This window comes from Agromyces sp. CCNWLW203 (assembly GCF_036576125.1).
GTDB lineage: Bacteria > Actinomycetota > Actinomycetes > Actinomycetales > Microbacteriaceae > Agromyces.
Window position 1 is genome coordinate 1 of the sequence record NZ_JAZHYX010000002.1, and the last position, 19,272, is coordinate 19,272.

Consider the following 19,272-nt stretch of genomic DNA (forward strand, 5'->3'; position numbering starts at 1 on the left):
CGAGTCGCTCCCACGCCGCACGCCGCGCGCGTCGACGGCTCACCAGGTTACGCGGAAAGGGTCGGCAAATAAGGTTACTTGATGCCTCCTGACCAGCAGACGGATGCCGCGGCTCCCCGCCGCCCGCGACTGACCCCGCCGATCGCCGACGTGCGCCGAGCGGTGCGAGCCGTGCTCGCGCCCGGAGCCGAGGCGCCTCGCCGAGTCGAAGGAACAGACGCGCGACACGCCGATGCCGACTCCGGCGAGTCACCCGATATTCCTGCGACTCAGCGAGGGCTCGTGCTCGTGGCCCTCTCGGGCGGTGCCGATTCGCTCGCGCTCGCCGCGGCCACGGCGTTCGAGGCTCCGCGTTCGGGATGGCGCGCGGGCGCCGTCGTCGTCGACCACGGGTTGCAGCCCGGCTCGGCCGAGGTCGCGGCGACTGCGGCGGCGACGGCGCGAGAGCTCGGGCTCGACCCCGTGCTGGTGCGCCGCGTCGAAGTGCCTTCGACCGGCTCTGGGAGCACAGGCGGGCCCGAGGCATCCGCTCGCGAGGCTCGGTATGCAGCGCTCGACGAGACGGCCGCCGAGACCGGTGCCGCCCTCGTGCTGCTCGGTCACACGCTCGACGACCAGGCCGAGACCGTGCTGCTCGGACTCGCGCGAGGCTCTGGCGCTGCGAGCCTCTCGGGCATGCCGGCCCGCACCGGTCGCTACGCCCGCCCGCTCCTCGGCATCCGCCGGGCCGAGACACGGCAAGCGTGCGTCGATGCCGGGCTCACCCCGTGGGACGACCCGCACAACCTCGACCCCGCGTACTCCCGGGTGCGGGTGCGCGAACGCGTGCTGCCGGTGCTCGAGGCCGAGCTCGGGCCGGGCATCGCCGAGGCGCTCGCTCGCACCGCCGAACAGCTCCGTGAAGACGAGGCGGCCTTCTCGGAGCAGATCGAGGAGTTCATCGAGGAGATCTGCGAACCCGCAGAGGCGGGCATCGCGATCTCGATCGGCGCCCTCGCGGCGAACCCGGCGGCGCTGCGCCAGCGCATCATCCGGCACGTGGTCGGCAGCGAGTTCGGCGTCTCGCTCTCTCGGGCGCAGACGCTCGAGGTCGCGCGCCTCGCGACCGACTGGCACGGGCAGGGGCCGATCGACCTGCCCGGGGGTGTGCTCGCGACCCGCGCCGGCCGGCATGTCGTGCTGAGCACGACCGGGTCGACCGAGATCCTTCCCCACGACCACTGAGCGAGCGTCGCCTCCTCGACCCGCGAGGGACGATTAGGCTCGTTGCATCCGTTCGCCGCGCACCCATGGCGACGTGCCCCGATCGCCACACCCAGGAGAGCAGCCATGTACGCGAACGAGATCGAAGCCGACCTGACCGAGGTGCTCGTCACCGAAGCCGAGATCCACGCGAAGCTCGCCGAGCTCGCCCGCCGCATCGAGGCCGACTACGAGGGCGAAGACCTGCTGCTCGTCGGCGTGCTGAAGGGCGCGGTCATGGTCATGGCCGACCTCGCCCGCGAACTGCGGCCGCACATCAACATGGACTGGATGGCCGTCTCCTCCTACGGCGCCGGCACGCAGTCGTCGGGCGTCGTGCGCATCGTGAAGGACCTCGACACCGACCTCACCGGCCGTCACGTGCTGATCGTGGAAGACATCATCGACTCGGGCCTGACGCTCAGCTGGCTGCTCGGCAACCTCGAGTCGCGCGGCGCGAAGTCGGTCGAGATCTGCGCTCTGCTCCGCAAGCCCGACGCGGCCAAGGTCGCGGTCGACGTCAAGTACCTCGGCTTCGACATCCCGAACCAGTTCGTCGTCGGCTACGGCCTCGACTTCGCCGAGAACTACCGCAACCTCCGGGATGTCGCGATCCTCGCGCCGCACGTCTACTCCTGACGTCTGCTGACGTCGCCGCCCTGAAATTCCCCCGCGCGGTGACGGGGCCGCAGGCCTAGAGTCATCGCATGGGCGATGGTCGGCGCCGCGGCAGGGTGCGTGACGCTGCCGCTGCGTTCACGAGCAACTGGCGCAATCCCAATCTGCGTCGCGCCCAGCTCAGCTTCCTCGGCGCGTGGACGGCCGAGTGGGCGTTCACCGTCGCCCTCGGCATCGTCGCGTACCGTGACGGCGGTGCCGCAGCCCTCGGCCTCGTCGGGCTGCTCCGCATGGTACCGTCGGCGATCCTCGCCCCGCTGCTGTCGCCCATCGCCGATCGGGGGCGCCGCGAGCGGGTGCTGATCCTCGTGTCGATCGTGCGCGGGCTCGCGACGGCGGCCGCCGCGGTCGTGGCGGCGGTGGCCGGGCCGCCGGCCGTCATCTACGCCCTCGCGATCGTGTCGACGATCGCGGCGACACTCTACCGGCCGGCCCACTCCGCGCTGCTGCCCTCGCTCTGCCGCACCGGTCACGAGCTCGCGAGCGCCAACGTCGTGCGGGGGCTGCTCGACTCGGCGGCCACGCTCGTCGGCCCGCTGCTCGCGGCCGTACTGCTCCAGTTCACGGGGGTCGACGTCGTGTTCGCCGTCGCGGCGGCCGCCTCGTTCTGGGCGGCGGCCCTGCTCGCCAGACTGAAGTACGACGCACCACCGCGCCCGTCGGCGCCGAGGCGCCCGAACCTCGCGAAGGAGGCGGCCGAAGGCGTGCGGGCCGTCACGGCGAACCGCGACCTGATGCTCATCCTCGCGCTCGCCGCGGCGCAGGCGCTGACCAGGGGAGCCCTCACGGTGCTCTCGGTCGTCGTCGCGATCGAACTGCTCGACACCGGGGAACCGGGGGTCGGCGCGCTCATGACCGCGGTCGGCGTCGGCGCGGTGCTCGGGTCGCTCGCCGCATCACTGCTCGTCGGCACCGGACGCCTGGGCGTCTGGTTCGCCGTCGGGGTCGGGCTCTGGGGCCTGCCGTTCACGCTCGTCGGGCTCGCACCGTACGAGGTGCCGGCACTCGGGCTGCTCGCCTTCGTCGGCGTCGGCAACGCGCTCATCGATGTCGCCGGGTTCACGCTCATCGCCCGCATGGCGCCCGACGAGGTGCTCGCCCGCGTCTTCGGCGTGCTCGAGAGCCTCGTCGCCGTCTTCATCGGCATCGGCGCCGTCGTCGCCTCGACGCTCGTCGAGTGGTTCGGCGTGGAGATCGCGCTCATCGCCGTCGGCCTCGTGTGCCCGGTGCTCGCGCTCGCGTCGTTGCCGCGCCTCCGGGGCATGGATCGCACCGTCGACGTGCTCGACGACGACATCGGGCTGCTGCGGCGGGTGCCCATGTTCCGCGCCCTGCCGTTGCCGTCGATCGAGCAGCTCGCGCGCGGGCTCGAGCCCGTCGGCGTGCCTGCCGGTGCCGCGGTGTTCACGCAGGGCGACGTCGGCGACCGGTACTACGTGATCGAGACGGGCGAGGCCGACGTGGTCGGTGACGGCCGGGTGGTCGCGACGCTCGGCCCGGGGGAGGGGTTCGGCGAGATCGCGCTGCTGCGGCGGACGCGCCGTACGGCCTCGGTCGTCGCGAGCAGTGACCTCGCACTGCGGGCGCTCGGCTCCGAGCGATTCCTCCCCGTCGTGCTCGGATACACGGCGAGCGCGCAGGAGGCGGAGGTCGTCGTCGACGGTCAGCTCGACCGATTCTCGCCGAACGAACAGCTGGAGGACCCGCCCTCCTGACGACCCGGCATCCCGAACAGGGGTGTTGAGAACTCCTCGCCTCAGTGGGATCGTGAGGCATGGACTCCGGCCGTGCCGCGCTGCTGATCGCCGACATCGGCGGCTACACCGACTACATGAGCTCCCACCGCATGAGCCTCGCGCACGCCGAGGTCAACACCGGCCGCATGCTCGAGCGCATGATCGATGCGGCCCCGGGCTTCGACCTCATCGAGATCGAGGGCGACGCCGCCTTCCTCTCGCGGAAGGTCGACGAGGGCGCCACGGATGCCTCGATCCCCGAGATCCTCGACACCGCGGCCGCGATGCACCGCGCCTTCCACCTCGAGCGGCGATACGTCACGGCGAACCTCTGCCCGTGCAAGGGGTGCAAGGGGGCCGCCGACCTCAAGCTGAAGTTCGTGGCGCACGTCGGCGACGTGGCGATCCAGACGATTCGCGACCGCATCAAGCTCGTCGGCATCGACGTCATCCAGGTGCACCGCATGCTGAAGAACCCCGTCGAGATCCCCGAGTACGTGCTTATCTCCGAAGAGCTCTACCGCACCGGCGAGCACTCGGTGACGGCACCCATGCGCGAGGTGTCGCCCGAACTCGAGGGCTTCGGCACCGTGCGGGCCTACTTCGTCGACGTCGGCGATCTCGAGGGGGCGCCGGAGCCGACGCGAGCACCCTCGTGGCCGAAGCGCATCGGGCAGACGTTCGCCGCGGTCGGCCCGGGGCTCCCGTACATGCTCGGAATGCGCGACACCCGCCGCGCGGCATCCGCTCAGTAAGGCCGCCCACAGCGGCTGTGTTCATGGTCCGCTTCGGGCACGCTCCGCGCGCCCTCAGCGAACACTCGGCCGGCATTCGGCGACTGCAATGTAGCCTGTGAGCACCATGAACATCAAGAAGATCCTGCGCGGGCCGATCATCTACATTCTGCTCGCGATCGTCGCCGTGTGGATCGGGTCGAGCCTCATCACCGCATCGGGTTTCAAAGAGGTTTCGACGCAAGAGGGCCTCGACCTGCTCGACGACGGCAAGGTCGCCGCGGTCAAGATCGTCGACGGTGAGAACCGTGTCGACCTGACGCTGGCGAAGGAGGACGACGAGCTCGGCAAGCAGGTGCAGTTCTACTACGTCACCCCGCGCGGCGCCGACATCGTGGCCGCCGTCGACGCGGCCGACCCGGCAGACGGCTTCAACGACGAAGTTCCGCAGCCGAACTGGTTCCTCTCGATGCTCGGCATCCTGCTGCCGCTCGTGCTCATCGGCCTCTTCTTCTGGATCATGCTGTCGGGCATGCAGGGCGGCGGCAACAAGGTCATGCAGTTCGGCAAGTCCAAGGCGAAGCTCGTCTCGAAGGAGAGCCCCAAGGTCACCTTCGACGACGTCGCGGGCGCCGAGGAGGCGATCGAGGAGCTCCACGAGATCAAGGAGTTCCTGAAGGAGCCGGCGAAGTTCCAGGCCGTCGGCGCGCGCATCCCGAAGGGCGTGCTGCTCTACGGCCCTCCCGGCACCGGCAAGACACTGCTCGCCCGCGCGGTCGCGGGTGAGGCCGGCGTGCCGTTCTACTCGATCTCGGGCTCCGACTTCGTCGAGATGTTCGTCGGCGTCGGCGCCTCCCGTGTGCGCGACCTCTTCGACCAGGCGAAGCAGAACGCACCCGCCATCATCTTCGTCGACGAGATCGACGCGGTCGGCCGTCACCGCGGCGCCGGCCTCGGCGGCGGGCACGACGAGCGCGAGCAGACCCTCAACCAGCTGCTCGTCGAGATGGACGGCTTCGACCCGAAGACCAACGTCATCCTCATCGCGGCGACGAACCGCCCCGACATCCTCGACCCCGCGCTGCTGCGCCCCGGCCGGTTCGACCGCCAGATCGGCGTCGACGCACCCGATCACAAGGGCCGGCAGAAGATCCTCGAGGTGCACTCGAAGGGCAAGCCGCTCGCCAACGGCGTCGACCTCGAGGTGCTCGCGCGGAAGACCCCGGGCTTCACCGGTGCCGACCTCGCGAACGTGCTCAATGAGGCCGCGCTGCTGACGGCCCGCTCGAACGCGCAGCTCATCGACAACCGCGCCCTCGACGAGGCCGTCGACCGAGTGATCGCCGGACCGCAGCGCCGCTCCCGTGTCATGAAAGACAAGGAGAAGCTCATCACGGCCTACCACGAGGGCGGACACGCACTCGCGGCGGCGGCGATGAACTACACCGACCCCGTGACGAAGATCACGATCCTGCCGCGCGGCCGTGCCCTCGGCTACACGATGGTGATGCCGCTCGAAGACCGGTATTCGGTCAGCCGCAACGAGCTGCTCGACCAGCTCACCTACGCGATGGGCGGGCGTGTCGCTGAGGAGATCGTGTTCCACGACCCCTCTACCGGCGCCTCGAACGACATCGAGAAGGCCACCTCGACGGCCCGCAAGATGGTCACCGAGTTCGGCATGAGCGCGAGCGTCGGTGCGATCAAGCTCGGCCAGTCGGGCGGTGAGGTCTTCCTCGGCCGCGACATGGGCCACCAGCGCGACTACTCCGAGCGGCTCGCCGAACGGGTCGACACCGAGGTGCGCTCGCTCATCGAGCAGGCGCACGACGAGGCGTGGCAGGTGCTGAACGACAACCGCGACATCCTCGACAAGCTCGCGGCCGAGCTCCTCGAGCAGGAGACGCTCGACCACACGCAGATCGCAGAGATCTTCAAGGACGTGAAGAAGCTGCCCGAGCGCCCGCTGTGGCTCTCGAGCGACAAGCGACCGGTCTCCGACCAGCCGCCGATCTCGTTCCCGACCGAGAAGATGCCGATCGATCAGGGCGCCGTCGACGGCGGGGTCGACTCCGAACAGCTGCCCGCCGAAGACGAGGCCCCGGCGCGCGCATCGCAGTCGAACCCGCGGCCCGCGACCGCCTAGTCGCGGGCACGGCGAGTCAGTCGACCCGAAGAAGGGGAGCCATGGCCGGAGTGGATGCCGAGCGCATCGAGCGCGCGGTGCACGAGATCCTGCTCGCGATCGGTGAAGACCCCTCGCGACCGGGGCTCGAGCGCACGCCGCAACGCGTCGCCGAGGCCTACGCCGACTTCTTCGGCGGTCTCGACGTCGACCCGCAGAGTCACCTCGCCGACACGGTTCCGATCGGGGCGACGGATGCCGGCGTGCCCGCGACGTCCGATGCGGTCGTGCTCCGCGACCTCGCGTTCCGATCGGTGTGCGAACACCACCTGCTGCCGTTCGTCGGCACCGCGCACGTGGCCTACCTGCCGGGCGACCGCGTGGTCGGGCTCGGCCGCATCCCCGCCGTGGTCGACACGCTCGCGCGTCGGCCCCAGCTGCAGGAGCGGCTCGCCGAGGAGATCGCCGACGCCCTCGTCGCGGGGCTCGACCCCAAGGGCGTGCTCGTCGTACTCGACGCCCAGCACCGCTGCGTGACGACGCGGGGCTCCCGTCAGGAGCGCAGCTCGACGGTGACGATCGCGAGCCGCGGCGCGCTCTCGGAGCCCGCGGCCCGGAGCGAGATCATCGCGCTCATCGGGGCCCAGTCGAATGCCTGATCGCACGCTCGTCATGGGCGTCGTGAACGTCACGCCCGACTCGTTCAGTGACGGCGGCCGCTGGTTCGACGCCGACGCGGCGATCGCGCACGGACTCGAGCTCGTGGCCGACGGCGCCGACATCCTCGACGTCGGGGGAGAGTCCACACGGCCGGGCGCCGCCCGGGTCGAGCCCGAAGAGGAGCTGCGCCGGGTCGTGCCCGTCATCCGCGAGCTCGCCGGCCGCGGCATCCGCGTGAGCGTCGACACGATGCGCGCGGCGACCGCGCTGGCCGCCGTCGAGGCGGGCGCCGAGATCATCAACGACGTCTCGGCCGGCCTTGCCGACGCGGCGATGGGCCCGATCGCCGCCGAGACCGGCGCGCGCTACGTCGCAATGCACTGGCGCGGCCACTCCGACCGCATGGACTCGCTCGCCGAGTACACCGACGTCGCCGTCGAGGTTCGCGACGAGCTCGCGCAGCGGGTCGACGCGCTCGTGGCGGCCGGGGTCGCCGCCGAGCGACTCATCCTCGACCCCGGGCTCGGCTTCGCCAAGCGCGGCGACCAGAACTGGCAGCTCCTCGGCCGCCTCGACGTGCTCGCGACGCTCGGACTGCCGATCCTCGTCGGGGCCTCGCGCAAGCGGTTCCTCGGCGCGATGCTGCCCGAAGCGGCCGCCGTCGCCGACCGCGACCTGCCGACGGCCGTCGTGAGCGTGCTCTCGGCACAGGCCGGCGCCTGGGCGGTGCGGGTGCACGATGTGCAGGGCACGCGCCGAGCCCTCGACGTGCTCGGCGCATGGCAGAGTGGACGACGTGACTGAACAGCGCAATCACGGGCGAGGCGACCGGATCACCCTCACGGGGCTCCGGGTGCGCGCGCACCATGGCGTGTTCGACTTCGAGCGGGCCGAAGGGCAGGAGTTCGTGATCGACGTCTCGGTCGCCGTCGACCTCGCGGCCGCAGCAGCCTCAGACGAACTCGACCGCACCGTGCACTACGGCGAGCTCGCCGAGGCCGTCGTCGCGGCGGTCGAGCGAGACCCGGTCGACCTCATCGAGACGGTCGCCGAACGGGTCGCCGAAGTCGCGCTCGGCTTCGCCGCCGTCGACGAGGTCGAGGTCACCGTGCACAAGCCGCAGGCGCCCATCACCGTGCCCTTCGACGACGTCGCCGTCACCATCGTGCGGGTCCGGGCATGAGCCGCGCCGTCATCGCGTTCGGGGCGAACCTCGGCGACCGCGAAGCGACGATCATCGCTGCGGTCGGCGAGCTCGCCGAGGCATCCGGTGTCGACCTCGTGGCGGTGTCGCCCGTCTATGAGACGCCGGCCGTCAAGGACTCCGGTGTCGACGACGACGCGCCGCGCTACCTGAACGGCGTCGTCGTGGTCGAAACGGTGCTCGAGCCGCACTCGCTGCTCGAGCTGCTGCAGGGCATCGAGCTCGCGCACGGCCGGTTGCGGACCGAGCACTGGGGCGACCGCACGCTCGACCTCGACCTCATCGACGTCGATGGTGTCGTGCTCGACGACGAACGGCTGACGCTTCCCCATCCGCGCGCCTGGCAGCGGGCGTTCGTGCTGGCGCCGTGGCTCGACGTCGAACCCGACGCCGAGCTCGCCGGCCACGGGCCGATCGCCGCGCTCCGCGCCGAGGCCGCCGACGAGGTGGTGCGCCGATGAAGCGCACGCACCCCTCGACCGTCATCGCCTTCGTGCTCGCGGGCGCGGTCGCCGGGTACCTCATCGACCTCGCGATCGTCTCGAACGGGGCGAAGGCGATCGTGCCCCCCATCTCGCTCCCGATCACCCTCGCGGGCGTCGCGGCGCTCGTCGTGGCGTTCGCGTGGCCGGTGCGCAGGGCCGTGAAGGCCAAGACGACCAAGCACCTCGACCCGTTCCGGGCCATGCGCACCGCCGTGCTCGCGAAGGCGTGCAGCCTGAGCGGAGCGCTCATGCTCGGGTTCGGCCTCGGCATCACCCTGTTCCTGGTCACGCGCAGCGTGCTTCCGACGCCCGCGACCATCTGGCTCGCCGTCGCCACCGCGGTCGGCGCCGCGCTCCTCATGGCGGGCGGGCTCATCGCCGAGTTCTTCTGCACCCTCCCGCCCGACGACACCGACACCGAGAAGGAAGAGCACGCGCATGCCTGAGGCGCCCGGCGTCCAACCCGACGAGACCGAGCACGACGAGCCCCGGCAGCATCAGGAGGTGCAAGGGCTCCAGCAGGCGCAGCAGGCCGACGAGTCGCAGCAGCCCCTCGAGCCGCAGCAGCCCGCGGCATCCGACACCGGCTGGTTGCGGGTCTCGCCCAAGTACGTGCTCGTCGAGGTCGTGGGCTCGATCATCGGCATGGTGATCTTCGTGGGCCTCGCGCTCGGCGCCCACTTCCTGCTCGACTGGCAGTGGGCCCTGTGGGTCGCCGGTGCGATCGCCGTGGTGTCGCTCGTGGGCATCGCGTTCGAGCCGCGCCGCGTGCGGTCGATCCAGTACCGACTGCGCGCCGACGACCTGCTCTTCCGCCGCGGCATCATGTTCCAGCGCCAGGTCGCCGTGCCCTATGGGCGCATGCAGCTCGTCGACATCACGCGCGGCCCCGTCGCACGCGCCCTCGGGCTGGCCGACCTCAAGTTCGTGACCGCTGCGGCGTCGAGCGCCGTCACGGTGCCCGGGCTGCCGATGGAAGAGGCCGATCGCCTGCGCGACGAGCTCGTCGCCCTCGCCGAGTCGCGCCGGGCGGGGCTGTGAGCGGTACAGCCCGCCCGCAGACAGCGGTGCACCTCGCCGACGGCGAGTGGCATCGCCTGCACCCGGCGAGCCCGCTGCTGCGCGGCGGACTCGTGTTCATCGCCGCGCTCGGCTTCATCATCGCGAACCTCCGCGAGCGGGTCATCGAGATCTTCCTCGCGATCTTCGCGCCCGAGTCGGGCGAGAGTCTCGATGCCGAGTACGGCGAGTGGCAGCAGGACTGGGCGAACGACCCGGTCGGCGGCATCGTGTCGAACGGCCTCGTGGGCTGGGCGCTGCTCGGTCTCGCAGCGATCATCGTCGCAGTCGTCATCGGGTTCTGGCTCTCGTGGCGCATGCACTCGTTCCGGGTGACGCACGAGGCGGTCGAGGTGCGCAGCGGCATCCTGTTCCGTTCGCATCGGAGCGCTCGCCTTGATCGCATCCAGGGCATCAACGTCAATCGCCCGCTCTTCGCGCGGCTGTTCGGCACCGCCAAGCTCGAGATCTCGGTCGCCGGCCAGTCGGCGAACGTGCAGCTCGCCTACCTGGGGTCGTCCCTCGCCGATGCCCTGCGCGCCGATGTGCTGCGTCTCGCCTCGGGCGCGCGGGCCGAGCGGGCGCAGGGTGCCGCCGCTCCTGACGGCGCGGTCGAGAGCCGAGCGGATGCGTCGGCGGTGCCCGTGCACGGAGCCGTGGCGAGCCCCGGCGCCGTGCAGGAGCCTGGCGCCGTGCACGAGCCCGGCGCGACCGCTGCCGACACCGATGCCGCAGGTCGCCGCACCCCGGTCACGGCCCGCGCCGGCGCGCTCGTCACGCAGAGGGTCGACGAGTTCCTGGCCCCCGAGCTCGACCCCGACCTCGCCTCGCCCGAGTCGGTCGTGCACCTGCCGCTCGGCCGGGTGATCGGATCGACGCTGCTCGGCGGGTCGACGATGTGGGCGATCATCCTCGTCGCGATCATCGTGGTCGGCGTCACCAGCGGCCAGACCTGGGTGCTCTTCAGCTTCGTGCCCGCGGCGATCGGTCTCATCAGCTACATGTGGTCGCGCATCACGAAGTCGCTGCGCTACTCGATCGCCGGCACGCCCGACGGCGTGCGCATCGGCCACGGACTGCTCTCGACCGGCAACCAGACGATCCCGCCGGGGCGCGTGCACGCCGTCGAGGCCACCCAGTGGGTGTTCTGGCGGCCGTTCGGCTGGTGGTCGGTACGCATCAACGTCGCAGGGCAGTCGATCTCGGCCTCGGGCGAGGCCGCACAGCGCACGATCGTGCTGCCGGTCGGCACCGTGGACGACGTGCACCGCGTGCTCGCCCTGCTGCTGCCCGACGCCGCGGCCGAGGTCGAGCCACTCGTCGACGCCGGCCTCGTGGGCCGGGGCGATGACGGCGGCTTCTCGGTCACTCCGAAGCGCGCGGCGTGGCTGCGGCCGTTCTCCTGGCGGCGCATCGGCCTCGCCGAGACGGCGGGCGTCGCCGTCATCCGCCGTGGCGCGCTCATCCGCAGCCTCAGCCTCGTGCCGCTCGCGCGCATGCAGTCGGTCGCCCTGTCGGTCGGCCCGATCGAGCGGGCACTCGACCTCGCGACCCTCCGGCTGCACACTGTGACCGGCCCCGTCAGCGCCGTGGTACCCGTCGCCGACCTGCCCGTCGCGACGGCACTCTTCGAACGACTCGCACACGAGGCGATCGAACGCGCGGCGAGCGACACGTCCCATCACTGGGGGGCGAGCGTGGGCGTCGCCGCGGCATCCGCCGCGCCGGTCGCACCGGCCGAGGCATCCGCCGCGCCGGTCGCACCGCAGCCCGCGGCATCCGTGCCCGACGCTGCCCACCAGACGGAGCCGCACCATGTCGACTGACCGACCCGGACGCCTCGGCGTCGGCACCATCGGTGCCGGACGCGTCGGCGCCGTGCTCGCCTCGGCGCTCGCGGGCGCCGGACACGCCCTCACGGGCATCGCCGCCGTCTCCGAGGAGAGCCGTGAACGGGCGGCGACCATGCTGCCGTCGGTGCCGGTGCTGCCGATCCCCGAGATCATCGAGCGCAGCGAGCTCGTGCTGCTCGCCGTGCCCGAGGCGGAACTCGGCCCGCTCGTCGCCGGGCTCGCCGAGGCAGGCGCCTGGCAGCCGGGTCAGCTCGTGCTGCACACCGTAGCCCGGTTCGGCACCGCCGTGCTCGACCCGGCGCGCCTCGCGGGCGCCATTCCGCTCGCCGTGCATCCGGCGATGAGCTTCACCGGCACGAGCATCGACCTCGCCCGCCTGCCGGGCACGTGGTTCGCCGTCACCGCGCCCGCGCCCGTGCTGCCGATCGGTCAGGCGCTCGTCGTCGAGATGGGCGGTGAGCCCGTCATCGTGGCCGAGCGCGATCGCGCCGCCTACGGCGAGGCGATCGACACCGCCGTCTCGTTCTCGACCGCGATCGTCGACCAGGCCAGCGGCCTCCTCGACGGCATCGGCGTCGCGAGGCCCGGAGCGGTGCTCGCCCCGCTCGTGCGCAGCGCGGTCGAGAATGCGCTCGCGCGGCACGACAGCGGTGCCTACTCCGAGGGTGCCGGTACGATCGACGAGGCCGATTCCGACTGGCCGCTTGGGGGTGGCGCGTGACCGCATCCGCGTCTGGCGCACGTGTCGTACCGACCATCGACGAGCTGCGCGAACGGCTCGCCGAGCGGCGTGCGGCCGGGGCATCCGTCGCCCTCGTGCCCACCATGGGCGCACTGCACGCCGGCCATCTGGCGCTCGTCGAGCACGCTCGCGAGCTCGCCGACGTCGTCGTCGTGTCGATCTTCGTGAACCCGCTGCAGTTCGGCCCCGGCGAAGACCTCGACCGCTACCCGCGCACGCTCGAGGCCGACGTCGAGGCACTCGACGGCCTCGGGGTCGAGTTCGTCTTCGCGCCGAGCGTCATCGAGATGTACCCGCACGGCGCCGTCGGCACGACGATCACGGCCGGCCGGGTCGGGTCGCTCTACGAGGGCGCTTCGCGGCCCGGTCACTTCGACGGCATGCTGACCGTCGTCGGCAAGCTGCTGAACATCGTGGGCCCCGACGTCGCGGTCTTCGGCCAGAAGGACGCGCAGCAGGTCTTCCTCGTGCGCCGCATGGTGGGCGACCTCGACGTGCCCACCGCGATCGAGGTCGTGCCGACCGTGCGCGAGACCGACGGCCTCGCGCTCTCGAGCCGCAATCGCTTCCTCGAGCCGGGTCACCGCGCCGCCGCGCTCACCCTGAGCGAAGCCCTTCGGGCAGCGGATGCCGCGGCGCCCGACGGCCTCGCCGAGGTGCTCGCCGAGGGCGCCGCCGCCTTCGGCGACCACGACGACGTCACCCTCGACTACCTCGTGGTCGTCGACCCCGAGACGTTCCTGCCCGTGGCCGACGAAGCGCGTGGCCCGGCCGTCGTGCTCGTCGCCGCGCGCGTCGGCGCGACACGCCTCATCGACAACGCCGCCATCACGCTCGGCTGACGCGCCACGAGCGCCCAAGTAGGCTGGTGCACGCACTCAGTCAGTACAGACGGTACTGCCGCATGACGAGAGAGAACGATGGCCGAGAACCAGACGGATGCCACGCCCGAGCCCACTGCCGAGGAGATCAGCGCCGCTGAGATCTCCGAGCAGAAGGCCGTGCGTCTCGCCAAGCGCGAACGGCTGATCGCGGCATCCGACGACCGCGCCTTCGGTGCCTATCCCGTGCGACTGCCGATCACGGCGACGATTCCCGAGGTGCGCGACCGCTTCGTGGGGCTCGGCGTCGACGAGGCGAGCGGCGAGCAGGTCGGCGTCGCCGGCCGCGTCGTGCACTCGCGCAACACGGGCAAGCTGTGCTTCGCGACGCTGCAGGCGGGCGACGGCAGCCGCATCCAGGCGATGGTCTCCCTCGCCGAGGTCGGCGAGGAGTCGCTCGCCGAGTGGAAGGACCTCGTCGACCTGGGCGACCACGTCTTCGTGGCCGGCGAGGTCATCACGAGCCGCCGCGGCGAGCTCTCGATCATGGTGAAGGAGTGGCGCATCGCCTCGAAGGCGATCCTGCCGCTGCCGAACCTGCACAACGAGCTCTCCGAAGAGATGCGCGTGCGCAGCCGCTACCTCGACCTGATCTCCCGCGAGCAGGCGCGCAAGAACGTCATCGACCGTGCGAAGGTCAACGCGAGCCTGCGCCGCACCTTCGACTCGCTCGGCTTCATCGAGGTCGAGACGCCGATGCTGCAGGTCATGCACGGCGGGGCATCCGCTCGCCCGTTCGTCACGAACTCGAACGCGTTCGACACCGATCTCTACCTGCGCATCGCGCCAGAGCTGTACCTCAAGCGCGCCGTCGTCGGCGGCATCGAGCGCGTCTACGAGATCAACCGCAACTTCCGCAACGAGGGCGCCGACTCGACGCACAGCCCCGAGTTCGCGATGCTCGAGGCCTACGAGGCGTACGGCGACTACAACACGATCGCCGACCTCACGCAGCAGCTGATCCAGGATGCCGCGGTCGCCACCTCGGGCTCGCACGTCGTGACCTGGGCCGACGGCACCGACTTCGACCTCGGCGGCGACTGGGCGCGCATCTCGATGTACGACTCGCTGTCCGAGGCGATCGGCGAGACGATCACCTCCTCGACCCCGGTCGAGCGACTGAAGCAGCTCGCCGACGAGGCCGGCATCGAGGTCGACCACCCGCTGCCCGGCAAGTACGTCGAAGAGCTCTGGGAGCACCACGTGAAGACGGGCCTTGTGCGCCCGACCTTCGTCATGGACTTCCCGCTCGACACCTCGCCCCTCGTGCGCGAGCACCGCTCGATCCCGGGCGTCGTCGAGAAGTGGGACCTCTACATCCGCGGCTTCGAGCTCGCGACCGGCTATTCAGAGCTCGTCGACCCCGTCGTGCAGCGCGAGCGCTTCGTGGAGCAGGCGAAGCTGGCCGCCGGGGGAGACCCCGAGGCGATGCGCCTCGACGAGGAGTTCCTGCGCGCGCTCGAGTTCGGCATGCCGCCGTCGGGCGGCATGGGCATGGGCATCGATCGCCTGCTGATGGCCCTCACCGGCCTCGGCATCCGCGAGACGATCCTCTTCCCCCTGGTCAAGTGAGCGGGCCCGGTCACGTGAATCGACGAGAGAGCGGATGCCGCGCATGAACGACTACCTGCCGAAGGGCGAACTCGAGCCCGAGAAGGATCCGAAGCGGCCGTCGAATGCGCGCCTCGGCATCTGGATCGTCGTGGGCGCGATCGGCCTCTACCTGCTCGGCTCCGGCATCTGGGGCATCATCACCGCCGGCTGACCCCCAGCACCGCTGGCTGAAGCCCCGCGAACGACGATTGCAGGAACCGCCGACCTGCCGACGTCGAGAACAGGTGTCCCGCGCCGGTTTCGCTCGATATCTCCTGTTCCCGCGACGGCGCTCTCCTCCTCCCCACCATGTGTTCCGTGATGGTGACCCACGGAAGGTCGTCCCACGGCCACGCACAGCCGATCTCGCGGCATCCTCGGTCGGATGAGAGATCTCCATGCCGATGTGCGTCGGTTCCACGGACTCGCGACCCGCAGTCAGCTCCAGAGCCTCGGGCACACCGCGCGAGCCCTCCGAGCAGCCGTCGTCAGCGGCGAGGTGACCCGGATCGGTCGATCCTGGCTCGCGTCCTCCCACGCGCCGGCGGCTGCGCGCCGCGCGATCGAACTGCGCGGCATCCTCGGTGGCGAGAGCGCGCTCGAGAGCTACGGGGTCTGGCTGTCGCACCGCACCGGCCTGTGCATCTCGACGCCGACGACGGCGAGCCGACTGCCGGCGTTGCGGCCCGGCGAGTACCGCCTGTGGCGCGATGACCTCCCGCACGGCGACGTGCGATGGCGTGTCACCGTCGAAGCCGCGCTCATCCAGCACCTGCCTCGCATCGCCGACCCGCGGCACGCGATCGCATCGATCGACAGCGCGACGAACCGACGGCTCCTCACCGCCGAGGGGCGCGATCGAATCATGCGACGGATGCCGCGACGCATCCGACGCCTTCGTCGCCGTCTCGACGGCTCGGCGCAATCAGGACTCGAGACGCTGCTGCGGCTCGCGATCCTCGACGAGGGATGGTCGGTGGAGTCGCAGGTCGAGATCCCGGGGGTCGGTCGCGTCGACCTCTTGATCGACGGGTGGCTCGTGATCGAGGCGGACGGTTCGAGATGGCACGACGGCCATGAAGCCGTCGCACTCGACCGCAAGCGGAACACCGCCCTGGTGCTCCGGGGCTACCGCTGGCATCGGTTCGGCCACGAGCAGGTGATGCTAGACCTCGCGACCTGCGTCGCGGTGATCCGGGCCTTGCTCGCGGCGGGCCGGCCGTGATGTGTCGCCATGACAGGGGATTGCGATTGACGCAGGTCGCAGACTCCTGTTTCGGTGAACGGCAGGTCTGCGGCACCTGTTTCGACGACCGAGCCTGCACCGGCAAGACGACGAAGCGGCCCGGACGGCGGGGAACCGCCATCCGGGCCGCGTCTCATCCTGCTAGCCGCAGCTGCGCGCGCTGTAGCCCACGGTCTTCGTCGCCGAGACCGTTGCGCCGTCGACAGTGCGCGTCGCCGTGACGGTGACCTCACCCGCGGGCACGCTCGCCGAGCGCACCGCGAACGAGTGCGTGGCGTTCTTGCCTGCCGCGACGGCCGAGAACGACTTCTCGCCGAAGGCTGACTGTATCGTCAGCGCGATCGGAGCCGCTTCGCCGTTCGTCGCACGCACGGCCACGTACGCCTTCGACCCGATGCAGCGGGTCTCGGCGGTCGCCTCGAACGCGACGGTCTCCGAAGCCGTGACCTGCACGGTGAACTCGGCGACGACCCGGCCGTCGGAGCCCACGACCCGGCCGCTCTGCGAGCCGCCCGCGTCGTAGGCATGCGAGCCCGAGATCACGTACGCGCCGGAGGAGTTCAGCACGCCGCGCGCCTTCTCGGCGGTGAACGTCGCCGCAGAACTCGTGCCGTCGCCCCACTCGATTGTCGCGCCGAACGTTCCGTCGAACTCGCTCCTGCTGACGCCGTCGGCATCGTTCACGAGGTCGGTCGAGATCGTCGCGCCGTCGGCCGCCACCTTGGTGCCGGGTGCGAAGAACCGTGCGATCGCGAGGGTGGTCGGCACCGCGGCATCCGCTTCGGCTGCAAGGCCCGCACCCTGGGCGAACCAGGTCGCCTGGGAGGTGTCGTAGTAGTTGACACCCGCCGCGGTCAGCCGCGCACCGACCACGCCCACGCGCTGCGTGAAGTCGGCGACGTCGCGCTTGGCCTGCGGCGACCAGCCCATCTCGGCGTGGGCGATCGCCCGCGGGAACATCATGAACTCGGCCTGGTCGCCGCCGCGGATCGTCTCGCTCCACATCGGCGCCTCGGGTCCGGCGACCTGCGCCTCGGTGAGACCGCTCACGAAGGTGCCGGGGTTCCACGAGTAGTACTGCGTGAGGTCGCAGATGCCCGAGCAGGCCCAGGTGAGCCCGATCGGCGTCTTCGCGTTGTACTTCATGTCGAGGTACGAACTCGAGCCGCGAGAGGCGACGATCTGCGCGCCGGCCGCTGCGGCGGCGGGAAGCTCGGCGGTCGAGCCGGCCCAGTACTGCACCTTGTCGCCCGCCTGCAGCGCCGAGGTGGTGCGCGCGATCTCGTTCCAGCCGTTGGCGCTCTTGCCGAGGTCGTGCACGATGCCGAGCACGCGTGCGACGAAGGCGTTGAACTTCGCCTGGCCGTAGCGCGCCACCATGTCGTGCGACTCGTCGCCGCCGATGTGGATCAGGTCACCCGTGGTGAGGCCCGAGAGCTGACCGAGCACGTGCTCGATGAAGGTGAAGGTCACCTCGCTGTCGGGGTCGAGGTAGGAGTATCCGACGGCGCCCGTGCCGTTGTGCGGTGCGGTCGGCTGGGTCGCCGTCGCGGGGTGCGACGAGCCGGGGGTGTTCAGCTGCGGGATCGCGCCGAGTGCCGCGTTGGTGTGACCCGGCAGGTCGATCTCGGGCACGATCTGCACGAAGCGGTCGTCGGCGTAGGCGACGAGCTCCTGGTAGTCGGCCTGCGTGTAGAAGCCGGTGCGCCCGGCCTCGCCGGCGTAACCGCCCTGCGTCATCGCCCTGGCACCCGAGACCGTGGTCAGCAGCGAGTAGTCGATCGTGTCGCCTTCTGCACGGCCCTCGTTGGTGATCTCGATGCGCCAGCCCTGGTCGTCGGCGAGGTGCAGGTGCAGCACGTTCATCTTGAACGACGCGATCGCGTCGATGATCTCCTTGACCTCATCGACCGTCTGGAACGAGCGGGCGACGTCGAGCATGACGCCGCGGTAGCCGAAGCGGGGTGCGTCGTCGATCTCGAGGGCGGGCGTCGACCAGTCGGCCTGCACGACGGTCGGCGACTCGGCGGCGGCAGGGAACAGCTGCCGCAGGGTCTGCGTGCCGTTGAACGCGCCGTGCGCATCGGCGGCGGCGATGCGGGCACCGTTCGCCGTCGCGCTGAGTTCATAGGCTTCGGCGTTGCCGTCGCCGACGGCGGCGTCGGAGACCAGCACGATGTCGGATGCCGCGGGCTCGCCGGTCTCGACGACCGGAAGATCGTACCCGGTCGAGGCCCGGAGCACCTCGGCCAGACGAGCAGCCGCATCGCCGAACGCGGGGGCGGTGATGATGCGGGAGGCCGCGGTGAGGGAGAAGCCGTCGCCGTCCTGCGGCGTCACCGTCGCGGGCACGGGCACGAGGCCGAGCGGAGCGACCGCCTTGGGCTCGGCGCCGGTCCACGCCTCGAACTCCCACAGCGACATGCCGTAGAAGCCGGCGCCGATCGGGGTGCGCTTGATGCCCTGCATGCGCACGTACGACACCTCGCCGGCCGTGGTCAGCTGTACGCGATCGATGCCGTCGCACGTGCCGTTGAGCACGCCGCTCGCGTCGTGCCAGGACGCTCCGTCGTCGGAGACCTGGATCCTGTACTGGGCGGCGCAGGCGGCTTCCCAGCGCAGGGTGACGTGGTCGAGCACGGTGGGCGCGGCGAGCTGCACCTGCAGCCAGGCGCTGTCGCTGTAGTTCGACGACCAGCGCGACTGCTCGCCGTTCGGCAGCAGGGAGCGAACGCCGTCGTTCGCCATGGGTGCCGCCCATTTCGCAAGTTCGGCGCCCGAGGCCGTCGCGACGGCGCCGTTGGCGGACAGGGCCACGTTCGTCGAGGCGGGTTCGGCGCTCGCCGCGGGCGCTGTGAGCAGGCTGCCGGCGACCAGGACGCCCGCGAGCACACCCCCCAGCCGCGCCACGGTTCGATGCAGTGAAATCGTCATTGATCCTCCTTGATCGCCCAGCGGCGCTGGAACTTGGGGCGAGCTTAGTATGTTAGCGAAACTAACAAAAGAGGTATTCGCGAAACGAGCAGGTAGTCTG

18 protein-coding genes are annotated in these 19,272 nt (G+C 70.9%); 17 read left to right on the plus strand and 1 reads right to left on the minus strand.

Going from position 1 to position 19,272, the window contains the following annotated elements; genetic code table 11:
* Positions 1–81 precede the first annotated feature (81 nt).
* From tilS to VPH61_RS05690, 17 genes are all read left to right on the plus strand, one after another.
* Positions 82–1,224: a tRNA lysidine(34) synthetase TilS gene (tilS, locus tag VPH61_RS05610; RefSeq protein WP_332062546.1), complete on the plus strand. Its 1,143-nt coding sequence runs from the start codon at positions 82–84 to the stop codon at positions 1,222–1,224.
* A gap of 105 nt (positions 1,225–1,329) precedes the next feature.
* Positions 1,330–1,881, plus strand: a complete 552-nt coding sequence (gene hpt / locus VPH61_RS05615) for a hypoxanthine phosphoribosyltransferase (RefSeq protein ID WP_056011130.1) — start codon at positions 1,330–1,332, stop codon at positions 1,879–1,881.
* 68 nt (positions 1,882–1,949) lie between these two features.
* A complete protein-coding gene (locus tag VPH61_RS05620; RefSeq protein WP_332062547.1) occupies positions 1,950–3,635 on the plus strand; it encodes an MFS transporter in 1,686 nt (561 codons plus the stop codon).
* Positions 3,636–3,694: 59 nt separating this feature from the next.
* Complete coding sequence (locus tag VPH61_RS05625) at positions 3,695–4,411, plus strand: DUF2652 domain-containing protein (RefSeq protein ID WP_332062548.1); 717 nt, start codon at positions 3,695–3,697, stop codon at positions 4,409–4,411.
* A gap of 106 nt (positions 4,412–4,517) precedes the next feature.
* Positions 4,518–6,536: an ATP-dependent zinc metalloprotease FtsH gene (ftsH, locus tag VPH61_RS05630; protein ID WP_332062549.1), complete on the plus strand. Its 2,019-nt coding sequence runs from the start codon at positions 4,518–4,520 to the stop codon at positions 6,534–6,536.
* A 41-nt stretch (positions 6,537–6,577) separates the two neighbouring features.
* Positions 6,578–7,174 carry a GTP cyclohydrolase I gene (gene folE / locus VPH61_RS05635; protein ID WP_332062550.1) on the plus strand — a complete coding sequence of 199 codons (597 nt, stop codon included), beginning with the start codon at positions 6,578–6,580 and terminating at the stop codon, positions 7,172–7,174.
* Positions 7,167–7,979 carry a dihydropteroate synthase gene (gene folP, locus VPH61_RS05640; RefSeq protein ID WP_332062551.1) on the plus strand — a complete coding sequence of 271 codons (813 nt, stop codon included), beginning with the start codon at positions 7,167–7,169 and terminating at the stop codon, positions 7,977–7,979. Before folE ends, folP begins: the two co-directional genes overlap by 8 nt.
* Positions 7,972–8,358, plus strand: a complete 387-nt coding sequence (gene folB / locus VPH61_RS05645) for a dihydroneopterin aldolase (RefSeq protein ID WP_332062552.1) — start codon at positions 7,972–7,974, stop codon at positions 8,356–8,358. The genes folP and folB overlap by 8 nt, the downstream gene beginning before the upstream one ends.
* Positions 8,355–8,840 carry a 2-amino-4-hydroxy-6-hydroxymethyldihydropteridine diphosphokinase gene (gene folK, locus VPH61_RS05650; protein ID WP_332062553.1) on the plus strand — a complete coding sequence of 162 codons (486 nt, stop codon included), beginning with the start codon at positions 8,355–8,357 and terminating at the stop codon, positions 8,838–8,840. Before folB ends, folK begins: the two co-directional genes overlap by 4 nt.
* Positions 8,837–9,310, plus strand: coding sequence for a DUF3180 domain-containing protein (locus VPH61_RS05655; protein WP_332062554.1), 474 nt, complete (start codon positions 8,837–8,839; stop codon positions 9,308–9,310). Before folK ends, VPH61_RS05655 begins: the two co-directional genes overlap by 4 nt.
* Complete coding sequence (locus tag VPH61_RS05660; protein WP_332062555.1) at positions 9,303–9,905, plus strand: PH domain-containing protein; 603 nt, start codon at positions 9,303–9,305, stop codon at positions 9,903–9,905. Before VPH61_RS05655 ends, VPH61_RS05660 begins: the two co-directional genes overlap by 8 nt.
* The gene (locus VPH61_RS05665; RefSeq protein ID WP_332062556.1) at positions 9,902–11,749 is read left to right on the plus strand and encodes a PH domain-containing protein; all 1,848 of its coding nucleotides are present in this window, start codon (positions 9,902–9,904) and stop codon (positions 11,747–11,749) included. The genes VPH61_RS05660 and VPH61_RS05665 overlap by 4 nt, the downstream gene beginning before the upstream one ends.
* Entirely contained in the window at positions 11,739–12,497 is a 759-nt protein-coding gene (locus tag VPH61_RS05670; RefSeq protein ID WP_332062557.1) for a Rossmann-like and DUF2520 domain-containing protein, read from the plus strand. The genes VPH61_RS05665 and VPH61_RS05670 overlap by 11 nt, the downstream gene beginning before the upstream one ends.
* Positions 12,494–13,360, plus strand: a complete 867-nt coding sequence (gene panC / locus VPH61_RS05675) for a pantoate--beta-alanine ligase (RefSeq protein WP_332062558.1) — start codon at positions 12,494–12,496, stop codon at positions 13,358–13,360. The genes VPH61_RS05670 and panC overlap by 4 nt, the downstream gene beginning before the upstream one ends.
* Before the next feature lie 78 nt (positions 13,361–13,438).
* Positions 13,439–14,971 carry a lysine--tRNA ligase gene (gene lysS / locus VPH61_RS05680; RefSeq protein ID WP_332062559.1) on the plus strand — a complete coding sequence of 511 codons (1,533 nt, stop codon included), beginning with the start codon at positions 13,439–13,441 and terminating at the stop codon, positions 14,969–14,971.
* A gap of 43 nt (positions 14,972–15,014) precedes the next feature.
* Positions 15,015–15,164: a hypothetical protein gene (locus VPH61_RS05685; RefSeq protein WP_332062560.1), complete on the plus strand. Its 150-nt coding sequence runs from the start codon at positions 15,015–15,017 to the stop codon at positions 15,162–15,164.
* A 213-nt stretch (positions 15,165–15,377) separates the two neighbouring features.
* Positions 15,378–16,217, plus strand: a complete 840-nt coding sequence (locus tag VPH61_RS05690) for an endonuclease domain-containing protein (protein WP_332062561.1) — start codon at positions 15,378–15,380, stop codon at positions 16,215–16,217.
* A gap of 162 nt (positions 16,218–16,379) precedes the next feature.
* On the opposite strand, the gene VPH61_RS05695 is transcribed toward VPH61_RS05690, so the two are convergent.
* On the minus strand, positions 16,380–19,172 hold the full coding sequence (locus VPH61_RS05695) for a family 20 glycosylhydrolase (RefSeq protein ID WP_332062562.1): 2,793 nt from the start codon (positions 19,170–19,172) through the stop codon (positions 16,380–16,382).
* Between the last annotated feature and the right edge of the window lie 100 nt (positions 19,173–19,272).